Source organism: Stutzerimonas marianensis, from assembly GCF_022810315.1.
Taxonomy (GTDB): domain Bacteria; phylum Pseudomonadota; class Gammaproteobacteria; order Pseudomonadales; family Pseudomonadaceae; genus Stutzerimonas; species Stutzerimonas marianensis.
Genome location: NZ_JALGRD010000006.1, coordinates 1 through 23,701, shown reverse-complemented (window position 1 = coordinate 23,701; position 23,701 = coordinate 1). Strand labels below are relative to the sequence as shown.

The following is a 23,701-nucleotide window of genomic DNA, read 5'->3' as shown; positions in this document are numbered from 1 at the left end:
TAATAGGATGCGGCGCCACAGGCGCAATGCGCCGAAACGTAGGGGCGAATTCATTCGCCCGCTGCGTGCTGAAGTGGCGTGTCGGCATTGCGGATAGGGGCGATCGGGTCGGGTCCGCATGACTTGGTTTGACGACTGCTTGCCGCACGATCCACCCGTTACGGCAAGCCCACCTCAGAGTAGCGCGCCGATTGCCCAGATCAGCCCGCCGGCCAGCGGTAGCGCCGTCGTCACGCGGGGCACATAGGGAATCAGCAGGAGCAGGGCGAAGCCGGTCAGTGATATGGCGCCGAACCAGCCAACCCAGGCCATGCCACCAGGCCAAACGTGGTTGGCGGCGTAAAGTGCCAGGCCGAGTACCAGCGCGCCTGCCGGTATGCAGAGAAGGCGAAGCCGAGCCGGTACCCGAGGACTCACTAGTTGCTTCCAGTGCTTCTCCTTGCCCAGGCAGAAGCCCAGCATGCCGGTATAGGCCAGTAACAGGCTCGCCAACAGTGCGGAGCCACTCATGACGAGACCTCCTGAACCGGGCGCTTCAATGATGCCGCTCGTGCCTTGCGCGCCGCGACGACTGCGGGGATTTTCCAGGCTGTCCAGCCGAGCAGTAGCCCCATGAGCGCGACTCCAGTGAGCAACCCGAGGCGCGTCCCATCCCCATCGAGGCCACCGGTAGCCAGGTCCAGCAGTGGCAGGCTGAGGGCCAGCGCGGCGGCGAGGTAGAGCTGCTCGCGCCACGCCTGCATCGGCTGGCGCAGCCAGGCGTGCAACATGCTCAGGGCCCATACGCCGAAAAACACACGAAGCTCCCAGGACTCCCGGCCCGGCATCTCCGCCGGCAGGACGCGATTGCCCCAGAGTAGTGCGATACAGGCCACGGACAAGCCGGCAACGGCCGTGACGTTCAGTATTTCCACAAGCCGCAGGAAGGTCGGGTTGGCCTTGGCCTGCCTGCGTTGCTTGACCGTGTAAAGCACCAGGCCCGTTGCGATCATTGCGCTGCTGACCAGACCGCAGAGAAAGTACAGCCAGCGCATCGGATATCCGCCGAACTGAGCGAAGTGCAGCCCCGCCATGACGCGTTGGGTCAATTGGCTGGTGCGCGACGCTTGCGGTGCTCGTATCAGTTCGCCTGTCGCGCCGTTGAAGACCAGGCCTTCACCCTTGGTCAGCTCGATCCGGCTACCCAGGACGGGACGTGCCGTGACTTCAGCGTTGGCATGGCCGGGGTTGCTGACGGCGAGGCCGCCGAGCATGCCGCGACCGTAATGTGCTTCGGCCTGGCTGACGATGTTGCCCAAGGCAACCAGCGGGGCCTGCGGTGCGTCGAGCGCCTGCTCGCGGTCGGGGCCACGCGGGGCTTGCGGTTGCGGCCGACTGGGTTCAACGGCGCCCGCCGGTTGGGCGTCGCGGAAATAAGCCTGGCGATCGCCGGCATACAGCGCATCGACGGCCGCTGGCATGTAGAGCAGGAAGAAGATCACCAGGCCTGTATAGGTAATCATCAGGTGAAAGGGCAGCAACAGAACGGCACTGGCATTGTGGGCGTCCAGCCATGAGCGCTGCCCCTTGGCGGGGCGGAAGGTGAAGAATTCCTTGAAGAACTTCTTGTGGATGACGATGCCGCTGATCAGCGCCACCAGCATCGCCATTGCGGCGAAACCGACCATCCAGACGCCGAGCAGGCGAGGCATGTTCAGCGTGAAGTGAAAGCGGAAGAAGAAGTTGCCGCCAATGGTCTTGCGCGGCTCCACGGTCTCACCTGTGACCGGGTCGAGGTGAGTCAGGTCGCTGCCGCTGCCGCGGCGACGTTCGCCGACCGAGACGGCCAGCGCCGGGGAGCGTTCATTCGGCAAGCTGACATTCCAGTTCGACTCGTCCGGGTGATGCGCCGCCAGCCAGCGCTGGGCGACGTTCGCCGCCTCGGCTGCCGACGACGACCGATCGGCGAGCTCAGGCTGCATCCACCAGCTGATTTCCTTGTCGAACACGGCGAGCGTACCGGTCAGGAAAATGGCGAACAGTACCCAGCCGAGCAGCAGGCCGCTCCAGGTGTGCAGTGTGGACATCGATTGCGTCAGGCTACGCGTCATGACAACAGCTCCAGCACCTGCGGCCAGAAGCCGATGGCGGCGAGGGGTATCGCGGCGGCCATGGCCAGCGTCACGCGGCGCAGTGAGGCCGCGGTGAATGCCCAAAGCAGGAACGCCAGGTAGACGATGAAGGAAAGCAGCGAGGCGGTCACCAGCGCATCGACACGGGCCATCGGCAGCAATCGGGCCAGCGCGGCAGTGAAAGCGTAGGTGAAGGCATAGCCGCCAAGGATAGCGAGAACGATGCGCGCCAGGCGCTCAGGCCAGGCGCTGCGCATGAGCGCGGCTGATCGGATCACGGAGGGCTCCCGGTGGAGGGTCCACACGAAGAACGCCCGATACGCGTCCGGCGCTCGGGCAGTTGCAGATACAGCCGCGGCGCGCCGGGCGCGCCACGGCGGGTTCGTCAGAAATCGACCGTCATGCCCACAACGAGTCGGCGACCGTCGAGCACCACCTCATAGTCTTCGTTGCTGACTTCCTTGTTGGCGATGTTGTAGAGGCCCGCTTTGACGTCGACGTTGCGGGTCAGCTTGTACACCACCCCGGCATCGAAGAAGCCATAGCCTGGCGTGCCGTCCGACATGCTGGTGCGGCTGATGTAGTCGCTCGTCTCGCTTCGGTAGTTGCCTTGCAACCAGGCGTTGAGGCGCGAGGTGGCCTGCCAGTCGAGCAAGGCGTTGGCCATGTGCTTGGGCTGCTTGTTCAGCGGGTCACCCTTGAACTCGCCGGTCTTCTGCTCGGACTCGGTAAAGGTGTAGCTGGTGCTAAGGCGCAGGTTCGGTCGGAAGTCGTAGTCCAGCGTCCATTCCACGCCTTGCATGGTCGCCTCGTCGACGTTGGTCCGGGTGCTCAGGAAGTAGTAGTTGTTGCCGCCGAAGTTGCAGGACCAGGCCGCGACATTGTTCCTGTTGGCACTCGATCCATCGGGGTCGGTCTGGCAGAGCCGTTCCTCGGCGATCTTGTCCTTGTAGACGGTATGGAAGGCCATGACGCTGATGTTGAAGCCCAACTCGGGATTGTCGTAGTTGAAGCCCAACTCATAGTTGGTACTGGTCTCGGGTTCCAGGTCTGGATTGCCGATGATCAGCGCGCGAGGGTAGGGCGCCGGGGAGCCACCGCCACCCGTGCCGCGACCGAAGCCTTCGGTGGCATCCGACAGGCCTGGCTGCTTGTAGCCTGTCGAAATCCCGCCCTTGAGCGTCAGATTGTCGGTTGACTGGTACACGGCATAGAGCCTCGGCGATAGGTAGCCGCCAAAGAGCTCGTCGTCGTTGTAGCGAAGCCCGGTGGTCACGGCGAGGTCCTCGGTCACGCCCCATTCGGCCTCGGCGAAGACCGCCGCGAGCCAACGGTCCACGCTGGCGACGGCGCCGTCGATATTGGAGGTCAACAGGCCGTTGGACTTGTCGGTGAAGTCCTCGTACTTGTATTGGCCGCCGACAGTAAAGACATGCGATCCCCAGAAGTAGCTGGCCTGGGTATTGAACGTGGTGATTTCCTCCCGCTTGGTGAGGTCCTGCACCCGCTCGGACGAGTCGTGCTGCAGGTAACTGCTGACCTGCCAGGTTCCGTAGTGCCCGTCGTGGGCCAGCACGTAGATGTCTTTTTCATAATCCGTGGTGCTCTTGGCCGCCGTGACGTCGACGCTCTCGCCAGGATGGTGGGTTTCGTTCAGGCGCGCGGCCTGGTAACTGGCCGAGAACCGGTTCTGTTCGTCCGGCGTGAGATACAACTCGATGCCGCCCTGTCTGCGCTGGCTATCCGGCATGCTGGCCGCGCCATCGCTGCCACCTGCGAATTCGCTCTCCTGCGCGCGGGTGTAGCTGCCGTTCAACTTGACGCCCAGCAGGCCCGGAACGAGGGCGCCGCCCAGGTACAAATTCGTGGTCGCTTCGTCCTCATTGAGGTCGTTCAGAGAATGGCTGTATTCGGTGCTGACCGTGCCGGCCCAGGCATCGCCACCCTTGCGCGTGATGATATTGATCACCCCGCCCATGGCTTCCGAGCCGTAGAGGGAGGACATCGGCCCGCGGATCACCTCGATGCGTTCGATCATGGCCAACGGCGGCAGGCCGATCTGCTTGCCGCCGTCGCTGCCGTTGGTGTTCACCGAGCGCCCGGCAGAGACAGGGCGGCCATCGACCAGGTACAAGGTGTAGGAAGAGGTCATGCCACGGATGCTGATGTCCTGCATGTTGCCGCCCCCGGTGACGTAGACGCCGGGAATGTTCTTCATCGCATCGACGACATTGGTGTAGGACTGCTTCTCCAGCTGCTCGCGCGTAATCACCGAGATGCTGGCGGGCGCCTTGGCAATGTTCTGTTCGTAACCGGCAGCGGTCACCACCGTGGTGGGCTGCAACTCGATCGCGTCCTCGGCCTGAGCCGGCACGCTGACATATGTCGTCAGGGCGATTGCACAAGCCAGCCGGGTCCGATTGAAAATCACCATTTACTGCAGTCTCCTTGAGTGGCGTTACGCCGTCCGGCACAGGGCGTCAGGGATCGGACGGCGGTACAGTCGCAAAGTCGGCAGTAATGCTAAGTATTCTCATTTGAGAGTAAAGCGCATTTACAATCTATACATTTCGCAGGCGGATGTTCATGCGCAGGCCGGGAGCACCGTTCTCGGCCCAGATCTCGCCGCCCTGCATGAGTACCATGCTGCGGGCGATGGCCAGGCCGAGGCCGAAGCCGTCACCGCCGGGGCGTGCGGCGCTGAGGCGGGCGAAGGGATGGAAGATCACGCCCAGCTGATCGGACGGCACGCCCGGCCCCTCGTCGCCGATGCTCAGGCGCCAATGCCGGGCTTCACGGTGGGCGGTCAGGCATACCTGGCCCTGTGCCGGTGAATAGCGGATCGCGTTGCGCAGGATGTTTTCCATGGCTTGCGCCAGGGCATTGAGATTGCCGAGCACGCGGCAGTCCTCGGGCACCAGGGCGCGGATGCGCTCGCGGGGCCATCCGGCTTCGAAACAGGCGTTTTCGCACAGTACGTCCCAGAGTGCTGCCACCTCGACGGGCTCGCATTCGAAGCGGGGTTGCTCGCTGTCGAGCCAGGCGAACTCGAGGGTGCTGTCGACCAGTTGCTGCATGCCGACCACCTCGCGGTCGGTGCGCTGGCGCATTTCCTCGGCGCTCAACGGCGTTTCACAGGCGACGCGCAGGCGGCTGAGCGGGGTGCGTAGCTCATGGGACAGGTCACGCAGCAGTTGTTGCTGCTGAGCGATGGTATCGCGCAGGCGGCGCGTGAGGTATTCGAGCGAACGGCCGAGTTCGCCGAGTTCATCGCTGCGATGGGCGATCGTGGCTGGCAGCAGCGAGTCGAGGCGATTGCCGCGTACGGCGTTGGCTTGTCGCCTGAGCGCCTCGAGCGGGGAGACGAGCAGGCGGTAGAGGATCCCGCAGAACAGTACCGACAGCAGCACGGGCGCCAGGTAGACCGCACCGGCCGTCAGCAGCGCATGGTTGCGCCAGGGCCGAAAGCGCTCTGGCAGTCGCATGATCAGCTGCGCACGAGCCTCTTGCATGGGAATCGATATCAGCGGCAGTCCCTGGAAGCGCCGGCTCATTGGCCAGGCGTAGTGCCGGACGAACATCAGCTGTTGGCGCGCCTCATCGCTGAGCTGCTGGCCGCCGAGCGGTTGAAGCTTGGCATCGACGATCACCAGCCAGCTCGACTCGCGCGCCTCGACCGTTTCGCGCCAGCGCGCCAGGGCTTCGGGGCCCTGCTCGAGCGCCGCCTCGGCCTGCTCCGCGTAGCCGGCCAGTACTTCGAGCGCCTCGGGCGACAGGTAGGATGTGCTTCGGTCGATCTGACGGCTGACATAGCCACTGGCCCAGATCATCGCCAGACAGAACCCGGCGACCAGAACGACCAATCGCCAGAACAGGGAATGACGATTGGGCATCAGTGGGCCGGCCGATCCAGTACGTAGCCCTTGCCCCAGACCGACTCCAGGCTCAATGCGACCTGCTCACGCGCAAGCTTGCGGCGAATGTTGCTGATGTGCATGTCCAGGCTGCGGTCGTGCTGCGAGTAACCCCGGCGCAGCGCCTGCTGATAGAGGAACGGCTTGCTCAGCACCTCGCCGTTGGCTTCGTACAGCACTTTGAGCAGCCGGTACTCGGTTGCCGTCAGGCCGATCCAGCGACCCTCGTAGCGCATATCGCTACGCAGATCATCGAACCGGAGCAGGTCGTCGTTGGCAGCCGGCATGCGCCTGCGCTCGCTGCGTTCGTAGGCCACCCGACGCAGGATCGCGGCAATGCGCACCTGTAGCTCCTCGAGGCTGAACGGCTTGGGCAGGTAATCATCGGCGCCGCTGTCGAAGCCCTGGATGCGATGCGCTTCGTTGCCCAGCGCGGACATCATCAACACCGGCGTGCGCCGGCGTGAGCGCAGCTCGGTCAGCAACTCCATCCCGCCGAGGCCGGGCAGCATCACATCGAGCAGAATGAGGTCGAAATCGGTATCACGGGCCAGCGACAGGCCGGTCGTGCCGTTATCGGTCAGGGTCACGTTAAAGCCGCAACCCTCCAGAGAGGTTTTCAGATGCTTGCCGAGGACGGGATCATCCTCGATCGCCAGGATCTGGCGAAGGGCCGGAGCGGACATGCGGATACCGTGCAAATAAGAACGATTATAAAATGCGCCGGCATGCCAATCGCAAGGGGCTACGCAGCGACAACGGCGGCAGACGCGCGCTTTTGCGCAGACGGGGCTCGACGAAAGGCGGCCGGACGGTGCATCTTCGGCGTCTCGCCCAGCCATTCGGGTATTTGGAGGCTTTCATGCGCGCGTTTCCCTCGATCCTGATTTTCCTGTCACTGGCGACTGGCAGCGGTATCGCCAGTGCGGCGGGGGAGGAGACGCAACTGATCGAGGCGATCAATACCTACCGCAGCGAGGTGCAGCGTTGCGCAGAGGGGTCGAGCGAAGAGCTGACGCCGCTGGCGCTCGATGTGCGCCTTATCCTGCCGGCCACCGGGGCCGGTGACCTGCAGGGCTCGCTGGCTCGTGCCGGCTATCCGATGGTCAACGTGCAGGCCATCAGCCTGTCCGGCCCGCGGGACGCCCAGGCTGCAATGCAGGCGTTGCGGGAAAGTTTTTGCCGGGTGGTGCTCGATCCGCAGTTCGCCGATATCGGTGTCAGCCGTGAAGGGCGCGACTGGCGTATCGTCCTGGCCCGTCCACTGCTCGGCGCTCACCTGAAAGATTCGCAAGCCGAAGGGCAGATGCTGCTCGATGAGCTCAACCGCGCGCGTGGGCAGGCGCGCCAGTGTGGCGGCGTCCCCTTTGCCGCGGCCCGACCGCTGCGTTGGAACGGCACGCTCGCCGAGGTTGCCGAACGGCACAGCCGGGGCATGGCCAACGGCAATTACTTCGGCCCGCTCGACCGTGATGGACGCACGCCGGGCGATCGTGCCGAGCTGGCCGGCTACACCGGTGCTCAGGTCGGGCAGAACATCGCTGCGGCGCTGGATCGCTCCAGCGCCGTCGTCGAAGGTTGGCTGGCCAGCCCGGGCCACTGCGCCAATCTGATGAACCCGGCTTTCAGCGAGCTGGGCGCCGCCTATGCAGTCGATCCGCAGAGCGACGCGGGCATCTACTGGACGGCTGTCTTCGGCGGCCAATAGCGGCAGGTGGCCGCCGGTTTCGGTTGTTTTCAGCCGTTGGATGGATTTCGACGCTAGGTGACCTTGCGCAAGATCACAGTCCTGACAACGGACGCCAGGATGCCCCATGCGGTTGCCCACCGATTCATCCGCCGAGCACGACTTGCAGCGTCACCCGCCTTTTTCCCTGCCTCGCCACATCGCGGCAACCGGCGCCCTCCGCCGAGTAGGTCGCGCGGTCAACTATCTGTCTGATCGGCAGCATGCGCCTGGCGCTGCCGCGGGCTTGGTGTGCCTGCGACGGCGCACCTGCGGAGTCGGGCTTTCAGCTGTGCCCGCCCTGCATCGGTCCCAGGCCTTCGCCTGATTCGATGCATGACGCACGGGCTCCAGCCCGTGCCGTAAGGAAGTAGAGCCAAAAATAATCAATGGAGAATGACTCATGTTCCAATGCAAACCGCTCGCAGCTGCCATCCTGACCCTCGCCGCCACCCAGGCTTTTGCCGATCTCGACACTTCCAGCCAGGTGCAGACGGGTGACTACAATACCGCGACCGTCACCCAGAAGAAGGGCCTGTACGGCACCAGCAGAAACGTCGCCGAGCAGTATCAGCACGGCAACAACGACACGGTCGAGATCTACCAGGAAACCGATTCGTTCGCCAAGGCCGAGCAGACCCAGACTGACACCTCCAGCTACAACACGCTCTACGTCAAGCAATTCGCCACAGCTGGTAGCTCCCTGTCCGAGCAAACCCAGACCAACGGCTCTGGCAATAACGCCAGCGTGTCCCAGCAGCATTCGGCAAGCGTCGAGGCTAAGCAGTATCAGGACGGCAACAACAACCAGGCCAGCATCGATCAGTATGGCGAGACCGAAAGCCTGGCGAGCACCTACCAAGTCGGCGACTGGAACACTGCTTCCATCAAGCAGACTGAGGGTCAGGGCAACGAAGGCTACGTGCAGCAGTACGGTAACTACAACGACGCAACCATCAACCAGACGGGCTCGAGCGACTCGACGGCTTTCGCAGTTCAGGCCGGCGATGGGAACGATCTGACCGCTGCGCAAACCGGTTCGGCGAACGACCTTTACTTCACCCAGGCGGGCGACAACAACACCGGCGACTTCAGCCAGGCGGGCAACGGCAACGAAATCTGGGGCATGTCCGCAGGTGACTACCACAGCGTCGATGTGGCCCAGGATGGTGACGCGCTCACGGTCGATGCGTTCCAGTACGACGGTTCGAACAACTCGATCGATATCGACCAGACCGGTAACGAGCAGTATGCGAGCGTCATCCAGGAAGGGGGTTCCTACAACCAGGCCACCGTCATGCAGAACGACATGCAGGCGAACCTCGCCTTCATCATGCAGAGCGGTAGCGGCAACCTGGCGACCGTGACGCAGAACCAGTAAAGCGTACTGCAACGAAACGCCCCGCCTCGACCGAGTGCGGGGCGTTTTCATTCAGGGACGAACGCTGAACACGGCGGGGCGTCCTACCCTGTGAGTCGTGTTTTCCATACCTGGAGGATTGCGCCATGACCGACCCCAAAGACCCGCCCAAGGATGGCCTGACACCCGAGGATCTCGACGAAGACGGCGACTTACCCGAGCAGGAAGGCAGCCGCAAGCCGCAGCCAGCGCCCAAGGATGAGCCCAATGCCGGCGAAAGCCCGCTCGGCTGAGCCACGCCTGCGCTCGCCTAACGCCTCGCTGGACTTTCCCCTCCAGCCCGCCTAAAAAGGCGACCTACCAGGCCGTGTGGAAACGGCTGCGCTTGACCATGCTGCGTTAGTAGCTGGCCCCGTTTGCGGGCCTCGGTCGATAGGCTCATTCACGGCGCACGCTCCGTGTTTTCGCCAATTTTCCGGAACACCAGTCCTTCCGGTCTTCGCTCGCAACGTTTTCACACGGCCCGCCGCGGCGCGCCTCGCGCCTCGGTCATCCAATCGAGAGGCAGGTATTCGTGAGAAAGAAAAAGCCGGTAGACCCCATCCGCCAAGCGGAAAAGAACCGTGCACACCGGATCGGTTGGATCATTGCGTTCGCCGGCATTGCCGCGGGGTTCATTCTGGTGATGATGAAGCCGGTCTGACCCTCACGCCCCGCACGCGGCGGTGCGGGGGGAGGGTCGTGGTTCAGGGAGTGCCGATAACGCGCGTTAGATCAGCCCTTTGCGGGCCGCTTCGGACAGGTTGGCTTTGGTCAGCTCGCGAAGTACGCCATCGCCCGATTCGTTGAACGGCATGGCGAATATCAGCAACAGGTGCATCCAGGTGGTTAGCGTCTCCTGTTGCTCGACCCGTCCCAGCTTCTTGCCGTCGGCGTCGCGGAACATCATGTCCATGATCAGCTTGTTATCGAACGTGCCCGGTACCAGGAAGAAGGTCGCCCCGGTGATTACGGCAAGCCCCAGGTTGCCGGTTTCCTGGTTGCGCAGGGTCACGGTGATGTAGAGATCCGATGCCTCTTGCTCGGTGGTCACTCGGGCAAAGCGGCCACTGTCGGTGAACGCCTGGGCGATCAGCTTCTCGAGCGGTGCAATGTTGGGATTGTTCGCCGTTGGCGTTCCGTTGACCGAGTACTCGGTCTGCACCTTGAGAAAGGCGGTTGGTTTGGTCTTGGCCGCCGCTTCCAATGGCCATGGCGACACGGCCGGCAGCGAGTTGTGCGAGTAGGTCATGCAGCCCTGCAAAGCGAGGGATGCGAGAAGGGTCAGAAGCAATAGCAGCTTGTTCATTCGATCGTCCTTGTCAGTGTTGCAGCTGGCGCGTGCCGTCTTGCAGCAGGTCTTCGACCAACTGGGTCAGCTGTCGCGCACCCAGGGAAGTGCTGAAATAGTCGGCGTCCCAAAGCCCGGTGTTCTGGTTGAGTTGCAGCGTCTTTTGCGACACGGCCACTTGCTTGCCGGAGGCGTCCCTGATGGTCAGTTCGGCGGCCAGGTCGTACTTGTCGACATAGATGGGCCCGTTCACCCAGATCCAGACCGTCAACGTCAGCAAAGCGCCCGGAAAGTACCCGGGGTGCGGCGTACGCTTGCCTTTGAGGGACGAAAACTCGAACTGCAACTCGACATCCTGCTCGCCGAGCTTCGCCGGGAAGGAGATGACGCGCTCGAAATATTCACCACGCTCCACGTGTTGTGCGATTTGTGTCGTCAGGACATTACTGATGTTGCGGCGCTGATTTTCATTGAGTCGCGGGTCGCTGATCACGACATCCTTGACCATGGCGCCGGCAGGTATGGACTGTTCGACGATGCGCTCAGGCAGCCCGATGGGCCCGGAAGGGGTGAAGGATACGCAGCCGGTCAGCACCAGGCTGAGGAGCCCGGCGGCCAGCAGTTTAGGGAAAGTCATGGGTTACATCCTTGATGTTCTACGGTAAGCGGTGGCATGCCGTGGACGGTCGCTGGCGCTCGCGTGCGAAGCGCTCATTCGCCATCCTTGGGCGCGGCGGAGTCTAGCGTCAAATGGCCACTATTTGTCGCGGCGTTATCACTTGAAGCGGTACTGGTTCTCACTGCTTGGCGAAGCGGGCGATGGACGGCAGGCGAGGGCCGGTCGCGATCGCAGCGGTGAAACAGGCAGCCTGGTGGCCGAGGCCGTCAAGCGTCGGGTTTCCGTTGCGCCGGTTCACAATTTTGGATGGCTGCGGCGCCTTTCCCATCCGTTGCAAGCTTCGAGAAAGCTACGGGCTGTCAAATAGCCATCCGCGGCGCCTGTTCTCTGGCCGCCGGGATGTGCCTGGCACTACGCAGTGCCGATTCACGAATCAGAAAGGATCTACCGTGCTTATCAAGAAATCTCTCCGCGCACTGCTGCTGGGCTGCAGTCTGCTGAGTGCCACGTGCTGGGCGGAAATGGCGCCTCTGGAAGTCATGAACATGGCTGGTCTGCAGCGCAGTCTGGGGCAGATCGTTGCCAAGGACTACCTGATGATCGGCTCCGGTGTGAAGGTCGACGAAGCCACCGAGCAGCTCACCTCGAGCATCGCGCTATTCGAAGATCACCACGCTCAGCTCAAGCAGGCCGCGCCGAACGATGCCATTCGCGCGGCGCTGGAGGAAGTCGAGCGTACCTGGACCGCCTACCGTGCCCTGGCCGAAGCGACGCCGGACAAGGCCCAGGCACCTGCCGTGCTGGCCAAGGCCGAGGAGCTGGTACGCCAGACTCAGGAGGTGACGAACCTCTTCGAACAACACAACGGGGACGAAGCCTCGCATTCGATCAATCGCAGCGGCTGGAACCGCGTGCTGACCCAGCGCACCGCCATGTTCTACATGGCGCGGGCCTGGGGTGTGCAGGACCCAGCGCTGGACGAGCAGTTCGAACGTTCGGTCAAGGAGTTCGGCGTCATCATGACCGAACTTCAGGCTGCCGGCGCGCCAACCGCGGAAATCGCGGAAGCCTTGCGCAAGACCGATGCTCGCTGGAAGTTCGCCAGCAAGGCGTTCAGCTCCGAGCAGTTCGTACCGACCATCGTGGCGGTCAATGCCGAGTCGATGTTCCGCCAGCTCAACGAGATGACGCGTCTGTACGCCGGCCTGCGCGACTACAGCCTCTGAACGGCACGTATCCACGTACACCGGTTGCAGCATCGCGCCCGGTCCAGGCGTGACAACCTCCGCGATGACCCGCTGCGCATGTGCCGCAGCGGGTCGAGCGCGCATCCCCGGTGCGTCAGAGCTGAGCGCCGACGGCCGCCTTGTCGATCACCGACCAGACTTCACGAATCCGCCCCTTGGCGAAGGTGTAGAACACGTTTTCGCTTAAGGTGACGCGCTGCCCATTGACCGAATAGCCGAACAGATCGCCCACTGGCGTGCAGTCGAACCATAGCCGGCAGGCGACGTGGGGTGGCTCGGCAATGAGCAAACGGGCATCAAATCGCAGGTCGGGAATGGCTCGCACGTCCGCTTCGAGCATCGAGCGGTAGCCGTCCAGGCCGATTCGCTCGCCGTTGTAGCGCACGTCGTCGTCGACGAACAGGCCCAGCTCCGGCCAGTTCCGGCTGTTCAAGCAGGCGAGATAGCCTCGGTAGCGTTCAGCAAGTTCGGCGCCGTTCATGTCGGGTCTCCGCGTGGTCAGGGGTTCCCTCCAGGCTAGTCGTCCCGCTCTGTTGCGCCAGTGCCGAGGCAGCCTATCGCCAAAAAGACGCCTTCGCCCCGCTCTGTAAGAAGGCGTGCCTATCAGGGCGATAGGAAAATTTCATATTTCTTTGTGTGAGTCTCTTTCCCTGCCTCGACCCGCGCGCAACCCGCTCCGTGACTGGCTTTCAGCGCTTTGCGCTCTACTGCTCCCGCTCCGGTGGACACCAGGTGTCATCGGTCCATCCGTGATCCGGTGCTACGTTTTTTGAAGCGGTGCCTGACCGCGCTAACGATAACCACGTGAGGAACAGAAGATGAATGATGAGTCTGGAGCAAACGCCGGTGGTGGCTGCCCGTTCGGTCATGGCGCCGGCTCGCCCCGCAAACGCACGACCAACCGGGACTGGTGGCCGGAGGCGCTCAGCCTCACGTCGCTGAACCAGCACTCGCCGCGCTCGAATCCCTATGGCGGTGATTTCGACTACGCCGCTGAGTTCAAGACGCTCGATCTAGACGCCGTGATCGCCGACCTGCACAAGGTGATGACCGATTCGCAGGACTGGTGGCCGGCCGATTTCGGGCATTACGGCGGCCTCTTTATCCGCATGGCCTGGCACAGCGCCGGGACCTACCGCATCACCGACGGCCGCGGCGGCGCGGGCGGCGGGCAGCAACGCTTCGCTCCGCTCAACAGCTGGCCGGACAACGCCTCGCTGGACAAGGCGCGGCGCCTGCTCTGGCCAATCAAGCAGAAGTACGGACGCAAGTTGTCCTGGGCCGACCTGTTCGTGCTCACCGGCAACGTCGCGCTCGAATCCATGGGTTTCAAGACTTTCGGCTTTGGCGGCGGCCGTGCCGACACCTGGGAGCCGGAAGAACTCTTCTGGGGGCCTGAGGGCACCTGGCTGGGCGACGAGCGCTACAGCGGCGAACGCCAGCTGCATCCAGGGCTGGGCGCCGTACAGATGGGCCTGATCTACGTGAACCCGGAAGGCCCCAACGGCAACCCGGACCCGAAGGCCGCGGCCGTCGACATCCGCGAAACCTTCGCCCGCATGGCCATGAACGACTACGAGACCGTGGCGCTGATCGCCGGCGGCCACACCTTTGGCAAGACCCACGGTGCGGGCGATCCCTCGTTCATCGGGCCGGAGCCGGAAGGCGCGCTCATTGAAGATCAGGGCCTGGGCTGGCGCAGCAAGTTCCAGACCGGCATCGGGCCGGACGCCATCACTTCGGGGCTGGAAGTCATCTGGAGTCAGACCCCGGTCAAATGGTCCAACTACTTCTTCGAGAACCTGTTCAATTTCGAATGGGAGCTGACCAAGAGCCCGGCCGGCGCGCATCAGTGGGTGGCCAAGGACGCTCCGGAAATCATTCCCGACCCCTTCGACCCGAACAAGAAACGCAAGCCGACGATGCTGACGACCGACCTGTCGCTGCGTTTCGACCCGATCTACGAGCCGATCTCGCGCCACTTCCTCGAGAACCCGGACGAGTTCGCGGATGCCTTCGCTCGCGCCTGGTTCAAGCTGACCCACCGCGACATGGGCCCCATCGCGCGTTACCTCGGCCCGTTGGTGCCGAAGGAGCAGCTGATCTGGCAGGACCCGATTCCCGAGCGCGACCACCCGGTGATCGACGACGCCGACATCGCATCGCTCAAGCAGAAGATCCTCGGGCTGGGCTTTTCCGTATCCGACCTGGTGTCGGTGGCCTGGGCGTCGGCATCGACCTATCGCGGTTCGGACAAGCGTGGCGGTGCCAATGGCGCGCGCATCCGCTTCGCCCCGCAGAAGGACTGGGAGATCAACAACCCGCCGCTGCTGGCCAAGGTGCTGAAGAAACTGGGCGAGATCCAGAACGACTTCAACGGCTCGGCTACCGGCGGCAAGAAGGTGTCCATGGCGGACCTGATCGTCCTGGCCGGTTGCGCTGCGATCGAGAAGGCCGCGCAGGCCGGTGGCGTCAACGTCACCGTGCCCTTTACGCCGGGGCGGATGGATGCCGAGGAGAAGTGGACCGATGCCCAGTCCTTCGAGGCGCTGCGTCCGGTCGCGGACGGCTTCCGCAACTACTACCACGAGTCTCATTTCATGGCGCCCGAGGAAGCGCTGGTCGACCGGGCGCATCTGCTGCGCCTGAGCGCGCCGGAAATGACCGTGCTGGTCGGCGGCATGCGAGTGCTCGGTACTAATGCTGGCGGCAGCCAGGACGGGGTGTTCACCAACCGTGTCGGCACACTGTCCAACGACTTCTTCGTCAACCTGCTGGACATGAAGAACGAGTGGACGGCCACCGAGCACAAGAACCGCTTCCAGGGCCTGGACCGCAAGACCCGCCAGCCCACCTGGACGGCCACCCGTGTGGACCTCATCTTCGGTTCGCAATCGGAGCTGCGCGCGCAGGCCGAGGTGTACGGCATGGCCGACGGCAACGAGAAGTTCGTGCACGACTTCGTCAAGGCCTGGGACAAGGTGATGAACGCCGACCGCATGGACATCGGCAAACCCGCCGATCAGTTCAGCCAGAAGCTATCGGCCTAAGGGCTGCGGCGGCGCCTTTCGGGGCGCCGCCTGCCCCTGTTCTCGCCGCGCATCACCCGAGTCGCCCAACGATCCTTTCGGTGCGCGCAGCGCCTGTGCCGGTCAAGGAATGAGCTTGCGCTCACGCAGCCTGGCAAAGACCTGGAAGAAGGCTTCGTCGCTGGCCTGGTAATCCAGAAAGCCGAGCTTGCGGCTCTTCGACATATCCGTGACGACTTCGATGGGGCGACCCAGGTCGGCATCGGTGTGCCAGGGTGAAATGAGCGTGTCGATATTCGCTTCGGCGAGTCCGAAGCGCTGCGCCATCTCGGCCCAGATCGGCGCATCGTCCGCCATCTGCTGTTCCAGCGGGGCGGGTGCGTCGAACGGCGCTGCCTCGATGCCGAACCAGTCGGCGATGCGCGACCACATCCACTTCCAGCGAAACACATCGCCGTTGACGATATTGAATGCCTGGTTGGCCGCCGCCGGCGTCGAGGCGGCCCAGTGCAGGTGGCGCGCGAGCTGGTCGGCATCAGTCATGTCGGTCAGGCTGTTCCACTGCACTTCGGAGCCGGGAAAGCGAAATGGTCGTCCAGTGAAGCGGCAAATCGAGGCATACACGGCCAGGGTCGTGGCCATGTTCATGGCATTGCCCACGGCGACGCCGGTGACGGTATGCGGACGGTGGACGCTCCAGTTGAACCCGTCGCGCGCCGCTGCCGCGAACACTTCGTCCTCCTGGGCGTAGTAGAAGTTGTCGACGTCCAGCCGGCCCTGTTCCTCGCGGAACGGCGTCTGCGGCAGCGCGCCCTTGCCGTAGGCCTCGAACGGGCCGAGGTAATGCTTGAGCCCGGTGACCAACGCGACATGGCGCACCGAGCCCGAAGGGCGAACGGCGTCGAGCACGTTGCGAATCATCTGCGCATTCACGCGGATGTTCTCCGCTTCGCTGGCCTGGCGAGACCAGGTCGTGAGAAAGACATGCGTGGGTGACAGGCTGCTCAGCGCCGCGGCCAGAACGGGCGGGTCCAGCAGGTCAGCGCTGATCGGGGCGATACCCGGTTCGGCGCTCGGGCGGCGCGCCAGCCCCGCCACGGCCCAGCCCTCGCGGACCAGCTGGCGAGAGACCGCGCTACCCACGATGCCGCTTGCGCCAATCACCAATGCTTGATTTGTCATCTTCAGACCCCCACAAAACGAAACTGGCCTGCACCTTATCCCCTCGAAAATGCCGATCCAAGTCGGCACCAAATGGTGACCATCCCCCATGCAACCGGGCACTGACGAAGAACAATGGCGCGAAGACTGCGCACCGAGGCGCGTGCTGGAACTCTTCTCGACCAAGTGGACCAGCATGATTCTGCACACGCTCCATGTGCGGCATGACGGTACGGCCCGTAGCGGCGCGCTGCATCGAAGCCTGCCCGGTATCTCCAAGAAGATGCTGATACAGACGCTTCGTGAGCTGGAGGAAAGCGGCCTGATCGAGCGCCACACGCTCGACTCGGTGCCACCGGCGGTGAGCTACGCGCTCTCGCCGCTGGGTCAGCTGATGGTCGAGCCTATCGAGATGATCTACGAATGGGCGAGGCAGCACTCGGGCGCGCTGGATGAGTTGCAGCCAAGACGAACATCGCGGCGGCGGGGCTAGGCGGTGTGGTTGGAGGCGTTAGCCGATACCGGCCGTATAGAACGGCCGCGGCGGTTCGGTTGACAGGCTGGGCTCTGGGCAGACCGTCAGCTGTGCGCTGCGGCGCCGGGCGATCTCCTTGGGATGCCGTGGGCCGTGGCGGACGTTGGCGCCTGTAGGGGCGAATTCATTCGCCCACAAGGCTGGCGGCCTGTCCCGATCAACCCACAGCACCCAACGCAGACCTAGCGGGCCAGTTCGGTGTTCGCTACGGCTTTTTGGCCTTCACTTTCCGACACTTCGGTCAGCTTGGCACCGCCGACGAATAGCCCCATCTTGATTGATTGACGGACATAGTGGTTCTTGCCAGCCACTGCGTTCAATTCCAGCAGGTTGTCGCTGAATTCCGACTCGGTGGCCAGGGTGTGCGGGCCGGGCGTGATCAGGCGGTAGAAATAGGTATTGGCGGCTGTTTCGCCGATGACTTCGCCGTCAATCTTCACCGTTTTCTTAAGCGCAGCTCCGAGCATCGAGTCGCGGAAAATATACAACCCGGCCTGATCCTGTGCGGGCGCCGCGAACGTTTTAAGCGCTTGGTCCTTCTCCGGTGATTCCATTGGCACCGACGCGCAGCCGGTCATTACGGCAAAGCTCAGCGCCGCGGCGCTCATCATGAATTGCTTGAACATGATTACTCGTTCCTGAGTGTTAGGCAGATAGCTGGCGTGTGATATTGGATTGCCAGCACGCGCACCTTAGCGTCGGCGTGCTGCCGAACAAGGCCCGAGTGGCGGTTAGGTGGTGTGGGTCACGTTTTCGCCGCTGCAAGAGATAGGCGGTACGGCTCTAACCGGAGCTTGTTAGTGCGCCGTAGCCGTACTTCCTCTGTCCGACCGACTCGGTCGCCAGGCCTGGAAGCGCGGCACGTCGGGTAGCAACCCTCCCGCTGCCGGAAGTCGGCGCTCGTCGCACGGGGCGCCGGCCATTTAATGCAAACGTTTGGCCGGTCCGTAACGATCAGCCAGATGCCGAGCCTGCTGAGCCAGTTCGTCGAGCAGACGGTCCCGGTCTTCTTCTGCCTTGCTCAGGGCCTCGGCGCCGTGTTGCTTCACCAGATAGGTGTGGATCTGGCGGACTTCCTGGGTCTGGAAGATGGGCTGCAAGTCCTGAATCGCCAGTGCGCCGTCCGAGGCTTGGCTTCGCGTATTCATCACGACTTGCGGGCCGCGCGCGCCCAGTGGCATGAAGCCGAGCGTTTCGAAGTACGGCACCTTGGCCGCCACGCAGGCGACCTCCGCATGGGGATAGCGCGACACCATCTCCGCCACCATGGCCCGCCCGATGCCCTGTCCGCGGTGGCTCTGCTCTACGGCCAGATAGACGAGCGAACTGGCGTCCGGGTCGTTCACATAGGGCAAGTACAGCGCAAAGCCGAGCAGGATGGCCGGATCGTCCGCATCCAGCGCCATGATCAATTCGGGCTTGCCGGCCTGCGCACCGTCCATGCTGTCCAGGTAGCGGTGCACCTCGAAGCCGACCACGTATTGATAGAGCGGGTACAGCGGATTACTGGGAGGCAGCGATACGGGGCTGATGTCGGTGAGGTAGTCCACCACCATTTGCAGCACCTGGTTTTTCAGCGTTTCCGGCGGCGGCGTGTTCAGGTGGGTGAGGGTGAACATCTGTGGGGCTCCGGGGCGTTGCGACGAGAAGCGGCATTGTACCGGCGCAGGGGATGCGCATGACCGCGGATACGTCAGCGGCCCACTGGAACGTTGCGGCGTTGCTGCCGCGGCTGACCCATGCCTCTCGGCATGGGTCGTTGAGCGTAGCTGTACGCACCGATGCCTGGCGTCACCCACCAGGCATCAGCGAAGGCTCAATAGACGAATGTCAGCAGCGCGTTGAACACCAGGGCCGCAACGAAGCCCAGTGGAGCGGCGCGGAACAGGAGCTGCGGGAAGAGAGCGGCGCGGCTCTGCTCCGTCGTGCAGGAGCCGAGGATCAGGCTGCCCCCGGAGGAGAAAGGCGAGATCGAGGTGGCCTGTGCACCGACCACGATGGCGACAAACAGGATCATCGGATCAAGACCCAATGCCGAGGCAATGGGCGGCACCATGGGGAACAGCGCCGGTGTGACCACGCCAAGCGTGCTTGAGAACAGCGACATGAAGGCCGCCACGATGCCGAAGACGATCGGAACCAGGATCGGCGGAATGCTGTTGCTCATCCAGGACGCCAGTACATCGATGGTCCCGGCCTTGATGGCGACCGAAATCAGCATGCCGACACCGCAGATCATGATCAGCGTGGCCCAGGGCACCGACGCCATGGCCTTGCGCTCGTCGCCCAGCTTCAGCAGCAGCGCTATGACGGAGAACAGACTGGCGATCAGGCCGATGTCCATCTTCGAATTGATGAAGCTGAGCGTCGCATTGTCCGGAAAGAGAATCTGAGTGATGGGGGCGGCCAGGACGATAGCCATCATCGTCAGTGTCAGCCACAGCGTGGTCTTCTGTTCGCGATTCAAGGGCGCCGGTTCGGTCGCAACAAACGCGGTGGCCTTCATGGCCTTGCCATGTCCGGTCAGGAAAACCAACGCGGAAATCACCAGCAATGGAATCACCAGGGTGCTGACGAAGATGCCTGCTGCGTTGAGGAAGGCTTCGTTCTCCGGAATGCCGGCATTGACCATAAGGCCGCGAAAAATGATGCCGCTCTGGCTAGACACGAAGTTTGCGCCGCTCAGCGCGCCGTAATTCACAGCCATCCCGCCTGTGATCAGGCTCATGCCGGTGCGCTCGCACAGCAGCAGCGTAATGGGTGCCATAAACGCCAGCACCGTGTAGTAGCCCGCGCCCATCGCCGAGATGAGCGTGGCCGTGAAGAACACTGCGAACGGGAGAAGCTGCGGCACCGTGCGGCAGTGGTAGATCAAGTGTTCGGCCAGCTTTTCCAAGGTGCCGTTGACCGTGGCGAAGCTGTAAAACAGGCAGACCGAGAAGATGATGAAAAAGATCTTCAGCGGCCACATGCCGATGACCTCGGACGGGCTGAGGCCCATGGCGAAGCAGCCGATCAGATAGGCGAACGCGATGGCGAACAGACCGATGTTGATCTTCGTTCTGTAGCCGAGGGCAACGGCAGCGACGATTGCCGCGACGACGAGCAGGCTCATCATGGTGAAAGTCCTATTGTTGTTATGGATCGTTTAGCGGGAAACGTCGAAGCCGAACAGCTTCGCCGGGTTCGCTGTGAGCACCTGCGCGCGTTCACCTTCATCCGGCAGCAGCGCTTGTATGAAGGCGAACTGCCGGATGTAGTCGGTCTGGTCTTCAAACTGCGTGTTGGGCCAATCGCTGCCCCAGACAAAGCGCTCGATGCCCCCGGCCGCCTGACGCAGTTGCACAAGGAGTTGTTGCGCCTGCTGCTGGTCGGAGTGGCTGCGGTACGCCGCGGATAGCTTGAGCCAGACGCGCTCATGGCCGAGCAGTTGAAGAAATGCTTGGTGGCTGGGGTTGCTCGGGTCGATGCCTGCGCTAGGCAGGCCGAAATGGTCGATCACCACCACCACGCCGGTTGCCAGAATGGCTGCCCCTATCCGCGCCACGTCATCGATGCCGCGCTGGATCTCGACTTGCCAGCCGCGTCGTGCCAGTCGCTCGAACAGAGCCGTCCAGGCTGGACTGACGTAGTCGGCAAGCGACTTGCCGATCAGGTTGAGACGGATGCCCACCACGCCTGCTTCAGCCAGTTCGTCCAACTGCGCTTCGCTGGTATCTGCCTCCACCACAGCGATAGCCCGCAGGCGCTGCGGGTAACGCTGCAGCGCATCGAGCATGAAGCTGTTGTCGGTGCCAAGAAAGCTCGGCTGGATCAACACGCCATGGGAGAGTCCATGGCGATCGAGGTGCTCAAGGTACTGCTCGGCTAGCGCGTCGTATTCGGGGCTATAGCGGCGGTTGGAAACCATCGGCAGGTCCCGGCGGAATATGTGCGCATGGGTGTCTATGCCGGTGAGGGCGGGCCGGTGAGAGGCGTTCATAGGCAGATAACCTTGGTCGATTGTTGTCGTGGCCTGTACCGGGTCCGCTTGCGGAGCGAAGAACAGGCACACGTTTTTGTGTGACATACAGTCATATATATGAATAGATGACCATATATGCAGCGCTGGATATCTGTCAATCGACTGCCGAGTGATAAAGTGGCTCGCCTGCTGAAAGGAACCCTGCGATGACACCCTCAACCCCACTGGGATACGACGAACGCCTGCCGCTCTATCAACGCTTGCGGGAGGAGATGCTGGCCAAGATCGCTGCCGGGGAATGGCTGCCCGGCGCGCCCATTCCCACCGAAGCCGAGCTGACGCGCCTGTATGGCGTGGCGATTGGCACCGTGCGCAAGGCCGTGGACACCCTGGTCAGCGAGGGATTGCTGCTGCGCAGCCAAGGCCGGGGGACCTTCGTGCGTCGGCCGAATTTCGATGCATCGCTAGCGCGCTTCTTTCGGCAGGTGAATGCCAGCGGTGGCCGTGAAATTCCAACCAGCCGGATTCTCGTCAAGGCGCTGCAGGCGCCGTCCGCGGAGGTGGCGACCGCATTGGCACTGCCGGAAGGCGAGCAGGTTCTCTATCTGGAGCGCCTGCGCATGATTGAAGCCCGCACCCTGTTCCACGAGGACATCTGGCTGCCCGCCTCGCGCTTCGGCGCTTTGCTGGACATCGAGGCGGAACAGTTCGGCGAGTTGCTCTATCCGCTATACGAGGCGCGGTGCGGCCAATGTATTGCTTCGGCGCGGGAGACCCTCACCGTTGGGGCGGCGGACGAGGGCATGGCAAAGGTATTGGCGATTGATAGCGGTGCGCCCGTGGTGAACATCGAGCGCGTCGCACTGGGTTACGACCGGAGCCCGCTGGAATACCGAATCTCCCGTGCGGCTGCAGAGGGGTTCCGCTACCAGATCGACATCTCCTGATCCCTGTCGCTGCCGGGTGGGGGCGGGTGCGAAACGCCGTAGCCGTTCACGCGTTTCTCTCCGGCCCCTTCGTTGCCTCATATGGCATGCGTTCGGTATCGACCGAGGGAATACAGCGTGGGAAGTCAGTGAGCCATACCTGGCTCGCTACACCGCGCCGGCCTCGGCTTGACGCAGGCTAGTGCGCGGATCGCCCTTGATCTCCTGCTGCAGCTCGGCCACCAGCCCATCCACCTCCCGCAGCGCCTGCTGCACGGATGCCGCCAGCACCTGACCCCCCGTTTCCTGCCCCTCGATCGCGATCTGATGGATGCGGCTGATCCCGATGAAATTCAGCGCGGTCACCAGGTTCGGCTCCAGGTGGTTCATGTGCGCCATCTCGCCACCGGGACCGAAGCCGATGCCGCCGCGGGCGGTCAGGATGACGGCATGCCGTGGGCGGTCGGCGAGCAGGGGCACGTAGGGATCGGGAAGTTTGCTTTCGTCCATCCCGACCGTGCGACCCAGGCGCACCACCTGATCGACCCAGGCCTTGAGCGCGGCCGGCATGCCGAAGTTGTAAAGGGGCGTGCCGATGATCAGCACATCGGCGGCGATCAACTCATCGACCAGCGTGTCGCTTTCTGCCAGGGCGTCCTTCATCCAGGGTGCCTGTCGGTCTTCTGGGGTGAAGGCCGAAGCGATCCAGTCATGGTCGATGAAGGCGGGTGGGTTCTGGCCGATGTCCCGGTAGGTCACGCTGTCCTGCGGACGGCGAGCGTGCCACTGGCTGACGAAGCGGTGGCTGAGGGTGCGGCTGTGGGAACCGTGCTCATCCTTGCCGGCAAGCCCGGGACGAGCGCTGGCGTCGAGGTGCAGAAGGTGCGTCATGGCGAGTCTCCTCTGTGACTGAATTCATCTGTATTCGCGTTGAATTCAGGCTAGGGCTAGGCTGCATAGGCGACAAACGACCATTTTTTCCCGGTATGGATGAGGAGAATTCAGCCATGGCGCACCGCTGGTTACCCTCGCTGTCGGCCTTGCGTGCGTTCGAAGCGGCCGCGCGGCACGAGAGCGCCAAGCAGGCCGCCGAAGAACTGCACGTCACCGCCACGGCGATCAGCCACCAGATTCGCTCGTTGGAAGAGTCGCTTGGCGTGGCGCTGTTCCTGCGCAAGCCGCGCAAACTGGAACTGACCGCGCAGGGCCGCGAGCTGCAGCAGACCCTGGAGACGGCCTTCGACAGCATCAACACGACGGTCGCGCGCCTCAGCGCGGCACCCTGCCGCCAGGCGATCACGCTCAGCACCACACCGGCGATCGCCGTGCGCTGGCTGGTGCCCTGGGTCTGCCTGTTGCGCGACACCCATCCCGATATCGACCTGCGCTTTCACACCTCGCATGAACCGGTCGCGCTGGATGGCGTCACGGCCGACGTCGCCATTCGCTACGGCGATGGTCGCTGGCCGGGGCTGGTGGCGGAAAAACTGTTCGACAACACCTTCGCGCCGATCTGTAGCCCGCACCTGGGCCTGCACGATATCGCCGACTTGCCCAACCACCCCCTGATCCACTTCCGCGCCCAGGGCGCCCTTTCCGCGCCGATTCACTGGGCGTCGTGGCAGAAGCTCGCCAACGTGCCGGGGCTGGATGTCAGCGCCGGGCTGGCCTTCTCCGACGAGACCCACGCCATTTCAGCCGCCCTGGGCGCACAAGGCGTGGCCTTGATGAGCCGGCAGCTGATCGAGGATGAACTGAAGGCAGGGCGGCTGGTGCAGC

24 protein-coding genes are annotated in these 23,701 nt (G+C 63.3%); 9 read left to right on the top strand and 15 right to left on the bottom strand.

Annotation, left to right across the window (positions count from 1 at the left end):
• Positions 1 to 174: 174 nt before the first annotated feature.
• From MST27_RS11590 to MST27_RS11565, 6 genes are all read right to left on the bottom strand, one after another.
• Positions 175 to 510, bottom strand: coding sequence for a DUF3325 domain-containing protein (locus tag MST27_RS11590; protein ID WP_243606096.1), 336 nt, complete (start codon positions 508 to 510; stop codon positions 175 to 177).
• On the bottom strand, positions 507 to 2,090 hold the full coding sequence (locus MST27_RS11585; protein WP_243606095.1) for a PepSY-associated TM helix domain-containing protein: 1,584 nt from the start codon (positions 2,088 to 2,090) through the stop codon (positions 507 to 509). The genes MST27_RS11590 and MST27_RS11585 overlap by 4 nt, the downstream gene beginning before the upstream one ends.
• Complete coding sequence (locus MST27_RS11580) at positions 2,087 to 2,368, bottom strand: iron transporter (protein ID WP_275973201.1); 282 nt, start codon at positions 2,366 to 2,368, stop codon at positions 2,087 to 2,089. The genes MST27_RS11585 and MST27_RS11580 overlap by 4 nt, the downstream gene beginning before the upstream one ends.
• Positions 2,369 to 2,496: 128 nt before the next feature.
• The gene (locus tag MST27_RS11575; protein ID WP_243606093.1) at positions 2,497 to 4,545 is read right to left on the bottom strand and encodes a TonB-dependent receptor domain-containing protein; all 2,049 of its coding nucleotides are present in this window, start codon (positions 4,543 to 4,545) and stop codon (positions 2,497 to 2,499) included.
• 127 nt (positions 4,546 to 4,672) lie between these two features.
• Positions 4,673 to 6,004: a sensor histidine kinase gene (locus tag MST27_RS11570; protein WP_243606092.1), complete on the bottom strand. Its 1,332-nt coding sequence runs from the start codon at positions 6,002 to 6,004 to the stop codon at positions 4,673 to 4,675.
• A complete protein-coding gene (locus tag MST27_RS11565) occupies positions 6,004 to 6,711 on the bottom strand; it encodes a response regulator transcription factor (RefSeq protein WP_243606091.1) in 708 nt (235 codons plus the stop codon). Before MST27_RS11565 ends, MST27_RS11570 begins: the two co-directional genes overlap by 1 nt.
• A 176-nt stretch (positions 6,712 to 6,887) precedes the next feature.
• Between MST27_RS11565 and MST27_RS11560 the strand changes: the two genes are divergently transcribed.
• From MST27_RS11560 to MST27_RS22435, 4 genes are all read left to right on the top strand, one after another.
• Complete coding sequence (locus MST27_RS11560) at positions 6,888 to 7,733, top strand: CAP domain-containing protein (protein WP_243606090.1); 846 nt, start codon at positions 6,888 to 6,890, stop codon at positions 7,731 to 7,733.
• A 421-nt stretch (positions 7,734 to 8,154) separates the two neighbouring features.
• Positions 8,155 to 9,132 (top strand): hypothetical protein, encoded by a 978-nt coding sequence (locus tag MST27_RS11555; RefSeq protein ID WP_243606089.1) that lies wholly within the window; start codon positions 8,155 to 8,157, stop codon positions 9,130 to 9,132.
• A 125-nt stretch (positions 9,133 to 9,257) separates the two neighbouring features.
• Positions 9,258 to 9,404 carry a hypothetical protein gene (locus tag MST27_RS11550; RefSeq protein WP_243606088.1) on the top strand — a complete coding sequence of 49 codons (147 nt, stop codon included), beginning with the start codon at positions 9,258 to 9,260 and terminating at the stop codon, positions 9,402 to 9,404.
• A gap of 281 nt (positions 9,405 to 9,685) precedes the next feature.
• A complete protein-coding gene (locus tag MST27_RS22435; RefSeq protein WP_338052441.1) occupies positions 9,686 to 9,814 on the top strand; it encodes a hypothetical protein in 129 nt (42 codons plus the stop codon).
• A 66-nt stretch (positions 9,815 to 9,880) separates the two neighbouring features.
• Here MST27_RS22435 and MST27_RS11545 read toward each other — a convergent pair whose 3' ends face one another.
• Together MST27_RS11545 and MST27_RS11540 are read right to left on the bottom strand one after the other, a co-directional pair.
• Positions 9,881 to 10,459, bottom strand: a complete 579-nt coding sequence (locus tag MST27_RS11545) for a hypothetical protein (protein ID WP_243606087.1) — start codon at positions 10,457 to 10,459, stop codon at positions 9,881 to 9,883.
• Positions 10,460 to 10,472: 13 nt separating this feature from the next.
• On the bottom strand, positions 10,473 to 11,078 hold the full coding sequence (locus MST27_RS11540; protein WP_243606086.1) for a hypothetical protein: 606 nt from the start codon (positions 11,076 to 11,078) through the stop codon (positions 10,473 to 10,475).
• Positions 11,079 to 11,509: 431 nt separating this feature from the next.
• Here MST27_RS11540 and MST27_RS11535 point away from each other — a divergent pair, with 431 nt between their 5' ends.
• The gene (locus MST27_RS11535; RefSeq protein ID WP_243606085.1) at positions 11,510 to 12,286 is read left to right on the top strand and encodes a type IV pili methyl-accepting chemotaxis transducer N-terminal domain-containing protein; all 777 of its coding nucleotides are present in this window, start codon (positions 11,510 to 11,512) and stop codon (positions 12,284 to 12,286) included.
• A gap of 115 nt (positions 12,287 to 12,401) precedes the next feature.
• On the opposite strand, the gene MST27_RS11530 is transcribed toward MST27_RS11535, so the two are convergent.
• Entirely contained in the window at positions 12,402 to 12,788 is a 387-nt protein-coding gene (locus MST27_RS11530) for an ester cyclase (protein WP_243606084.1), read from the bottom strand.
• Positions 12,789 to 13,125: 337 nt separating this feature from the next.
• Between MST27_RS11530 and katG the strand changes: the two genes are divergently transcribed.
• Complete coding sequence (katG, locus tag MST27_RS11525; RefSeq protein ID WP_243606083.1) at positions 13,126 to 15,357, top strand: catalase/peroxidase HPI; 2,232 nt, start codon at positions 13,126 to 13,128, stop codon at positions 15,355 to 15,357.
• Positions 15,358 to 15,459: 102 nt separating this feature from the next.
• On the opposite strand, the gene MST27_RS11520 is transcribed toward katG, so the two are convergent.
• Positions 15,460 to 16,518, bottom strand: a complete 1,059-nt coding sequence (locus tag MST27_RS11520) for an SDR family oxidoreductase (RefSeq protein WP_243606082.1) — start codon at positions 16,516 to 16,518, stop codon at positions 15,460 to 15,462.
• 88 nt (positions 16,519 to 16,606) lie between these two features.
• Here MST27_RS11520 and MST27_RS11515 point away from each other — a divergent pair, with 88 nt between their 5' ends.
• Entirely contained in the window at positions 16,607 to 16,990 is a 384-nt protein-coding gene (locus MST27_RS11515; protein WP_243606081.1) for a winged helix-turn-helix transcriptional regulator, read from the top strand.
• A 224-nt stretch (positions 16,991 to 17,214) separates the two neighbouring features.
• Here MST27_RS11515 and MST27_RS11510 read toward each other — a convergent pair whose 3' ends face one another.
• The 4 genes from MST27_RS11510 to MST27_RS11495 form a co-directional block, all read right to left on the bottom strand.
• Entirely contained in the window at positions 17,215 to 17,658 is a 444-nt protein-coding gene (locus tag MST27_RS11510) for a DUF2846 domain-containing protein (protein WP_243606080.1), read from the bottom strand.
• Between the two features lie 297 nt (positions 17,659 to 17,955).
• On the bottom strand, positions 17,956 to 18,651 hold the full coding sequence (locus MST27_RS11505) for a GNAT family N-acetyltransferase (protein WP_243606079.1): 696 nt from the start codon (positions 18,649 to 18,651) through the stop codon (positions 17,956 to 17,958).
• Between the two features lie 197 nt (positions 18,652 to 18,848).
• Positions 18,849 to 20,150, bottom strand: coding sequence for an SLC13 family permease (locus MST27_RS11500; protein WP_243606078.1), 1,302 nt, complete (start codon positions 20,148 to 20,150; stop codon positions 18,849 to 18,851).
• Positions 20,151 to 20,180: 30 nt separating this feature from the next.
• On the bottom strand, positions 20,181 to 21,014 hold the full coding sequence (locus MST27_RS11495) for an amidohydrolase family protein (protein WP_243606077.1): 834 nt from the start codon (positions 21,012 to 21,014) through the stop codon (positions 20,181 to 20,183).
• Positions 21,015 to 21,202: 188 nt separating this feature from the next.
• Between MST27_RS11495 and MST27_RS11490 the strand changes: the two genes are divergently transcribed.
• Positions 21,203 to 21,943 (top strand): GntR family transcriptional regulator, encoded by a 741-nt coding sequence (locus MST27_RS11490; protein WP_243606076.1) that lies wholly within the window; start codon positions 21,203 to 21,205, stop codon positions 21,941 to 21,943.
• Between the two features lie 147 nt (positions 21,944 to 22,090).
• Here MST27_RS11490 and MST27_RS11485 read toward each other — a convergent pair whose 3' ends face one another.
• Positions 22,091 to 22,813, bottom strand: a complete 723-nt coding sequence (locus MST27_RS11485) for an FMN-dependent NADH-azoreductase (protein ID WP_243606075.1) — start codon at positions 22,811 to 22,813, stop codon at positions 22,091 to 22,093.
• A gap of 116 nt (positions 22,814 to 22,929) precedes the next feature.
• Here MST27_RS11485 and MST27_RS11480 point away from each other — a divergent pair.
• A partial coding sequence (locus MST27_RS11480; RefSeq protein WP_243606074.1) for a LysR substrate-binding domain-containing protein occupies positions 22,930 to 23,701 on the top strand: 772 nt, incomplete at its 3' end.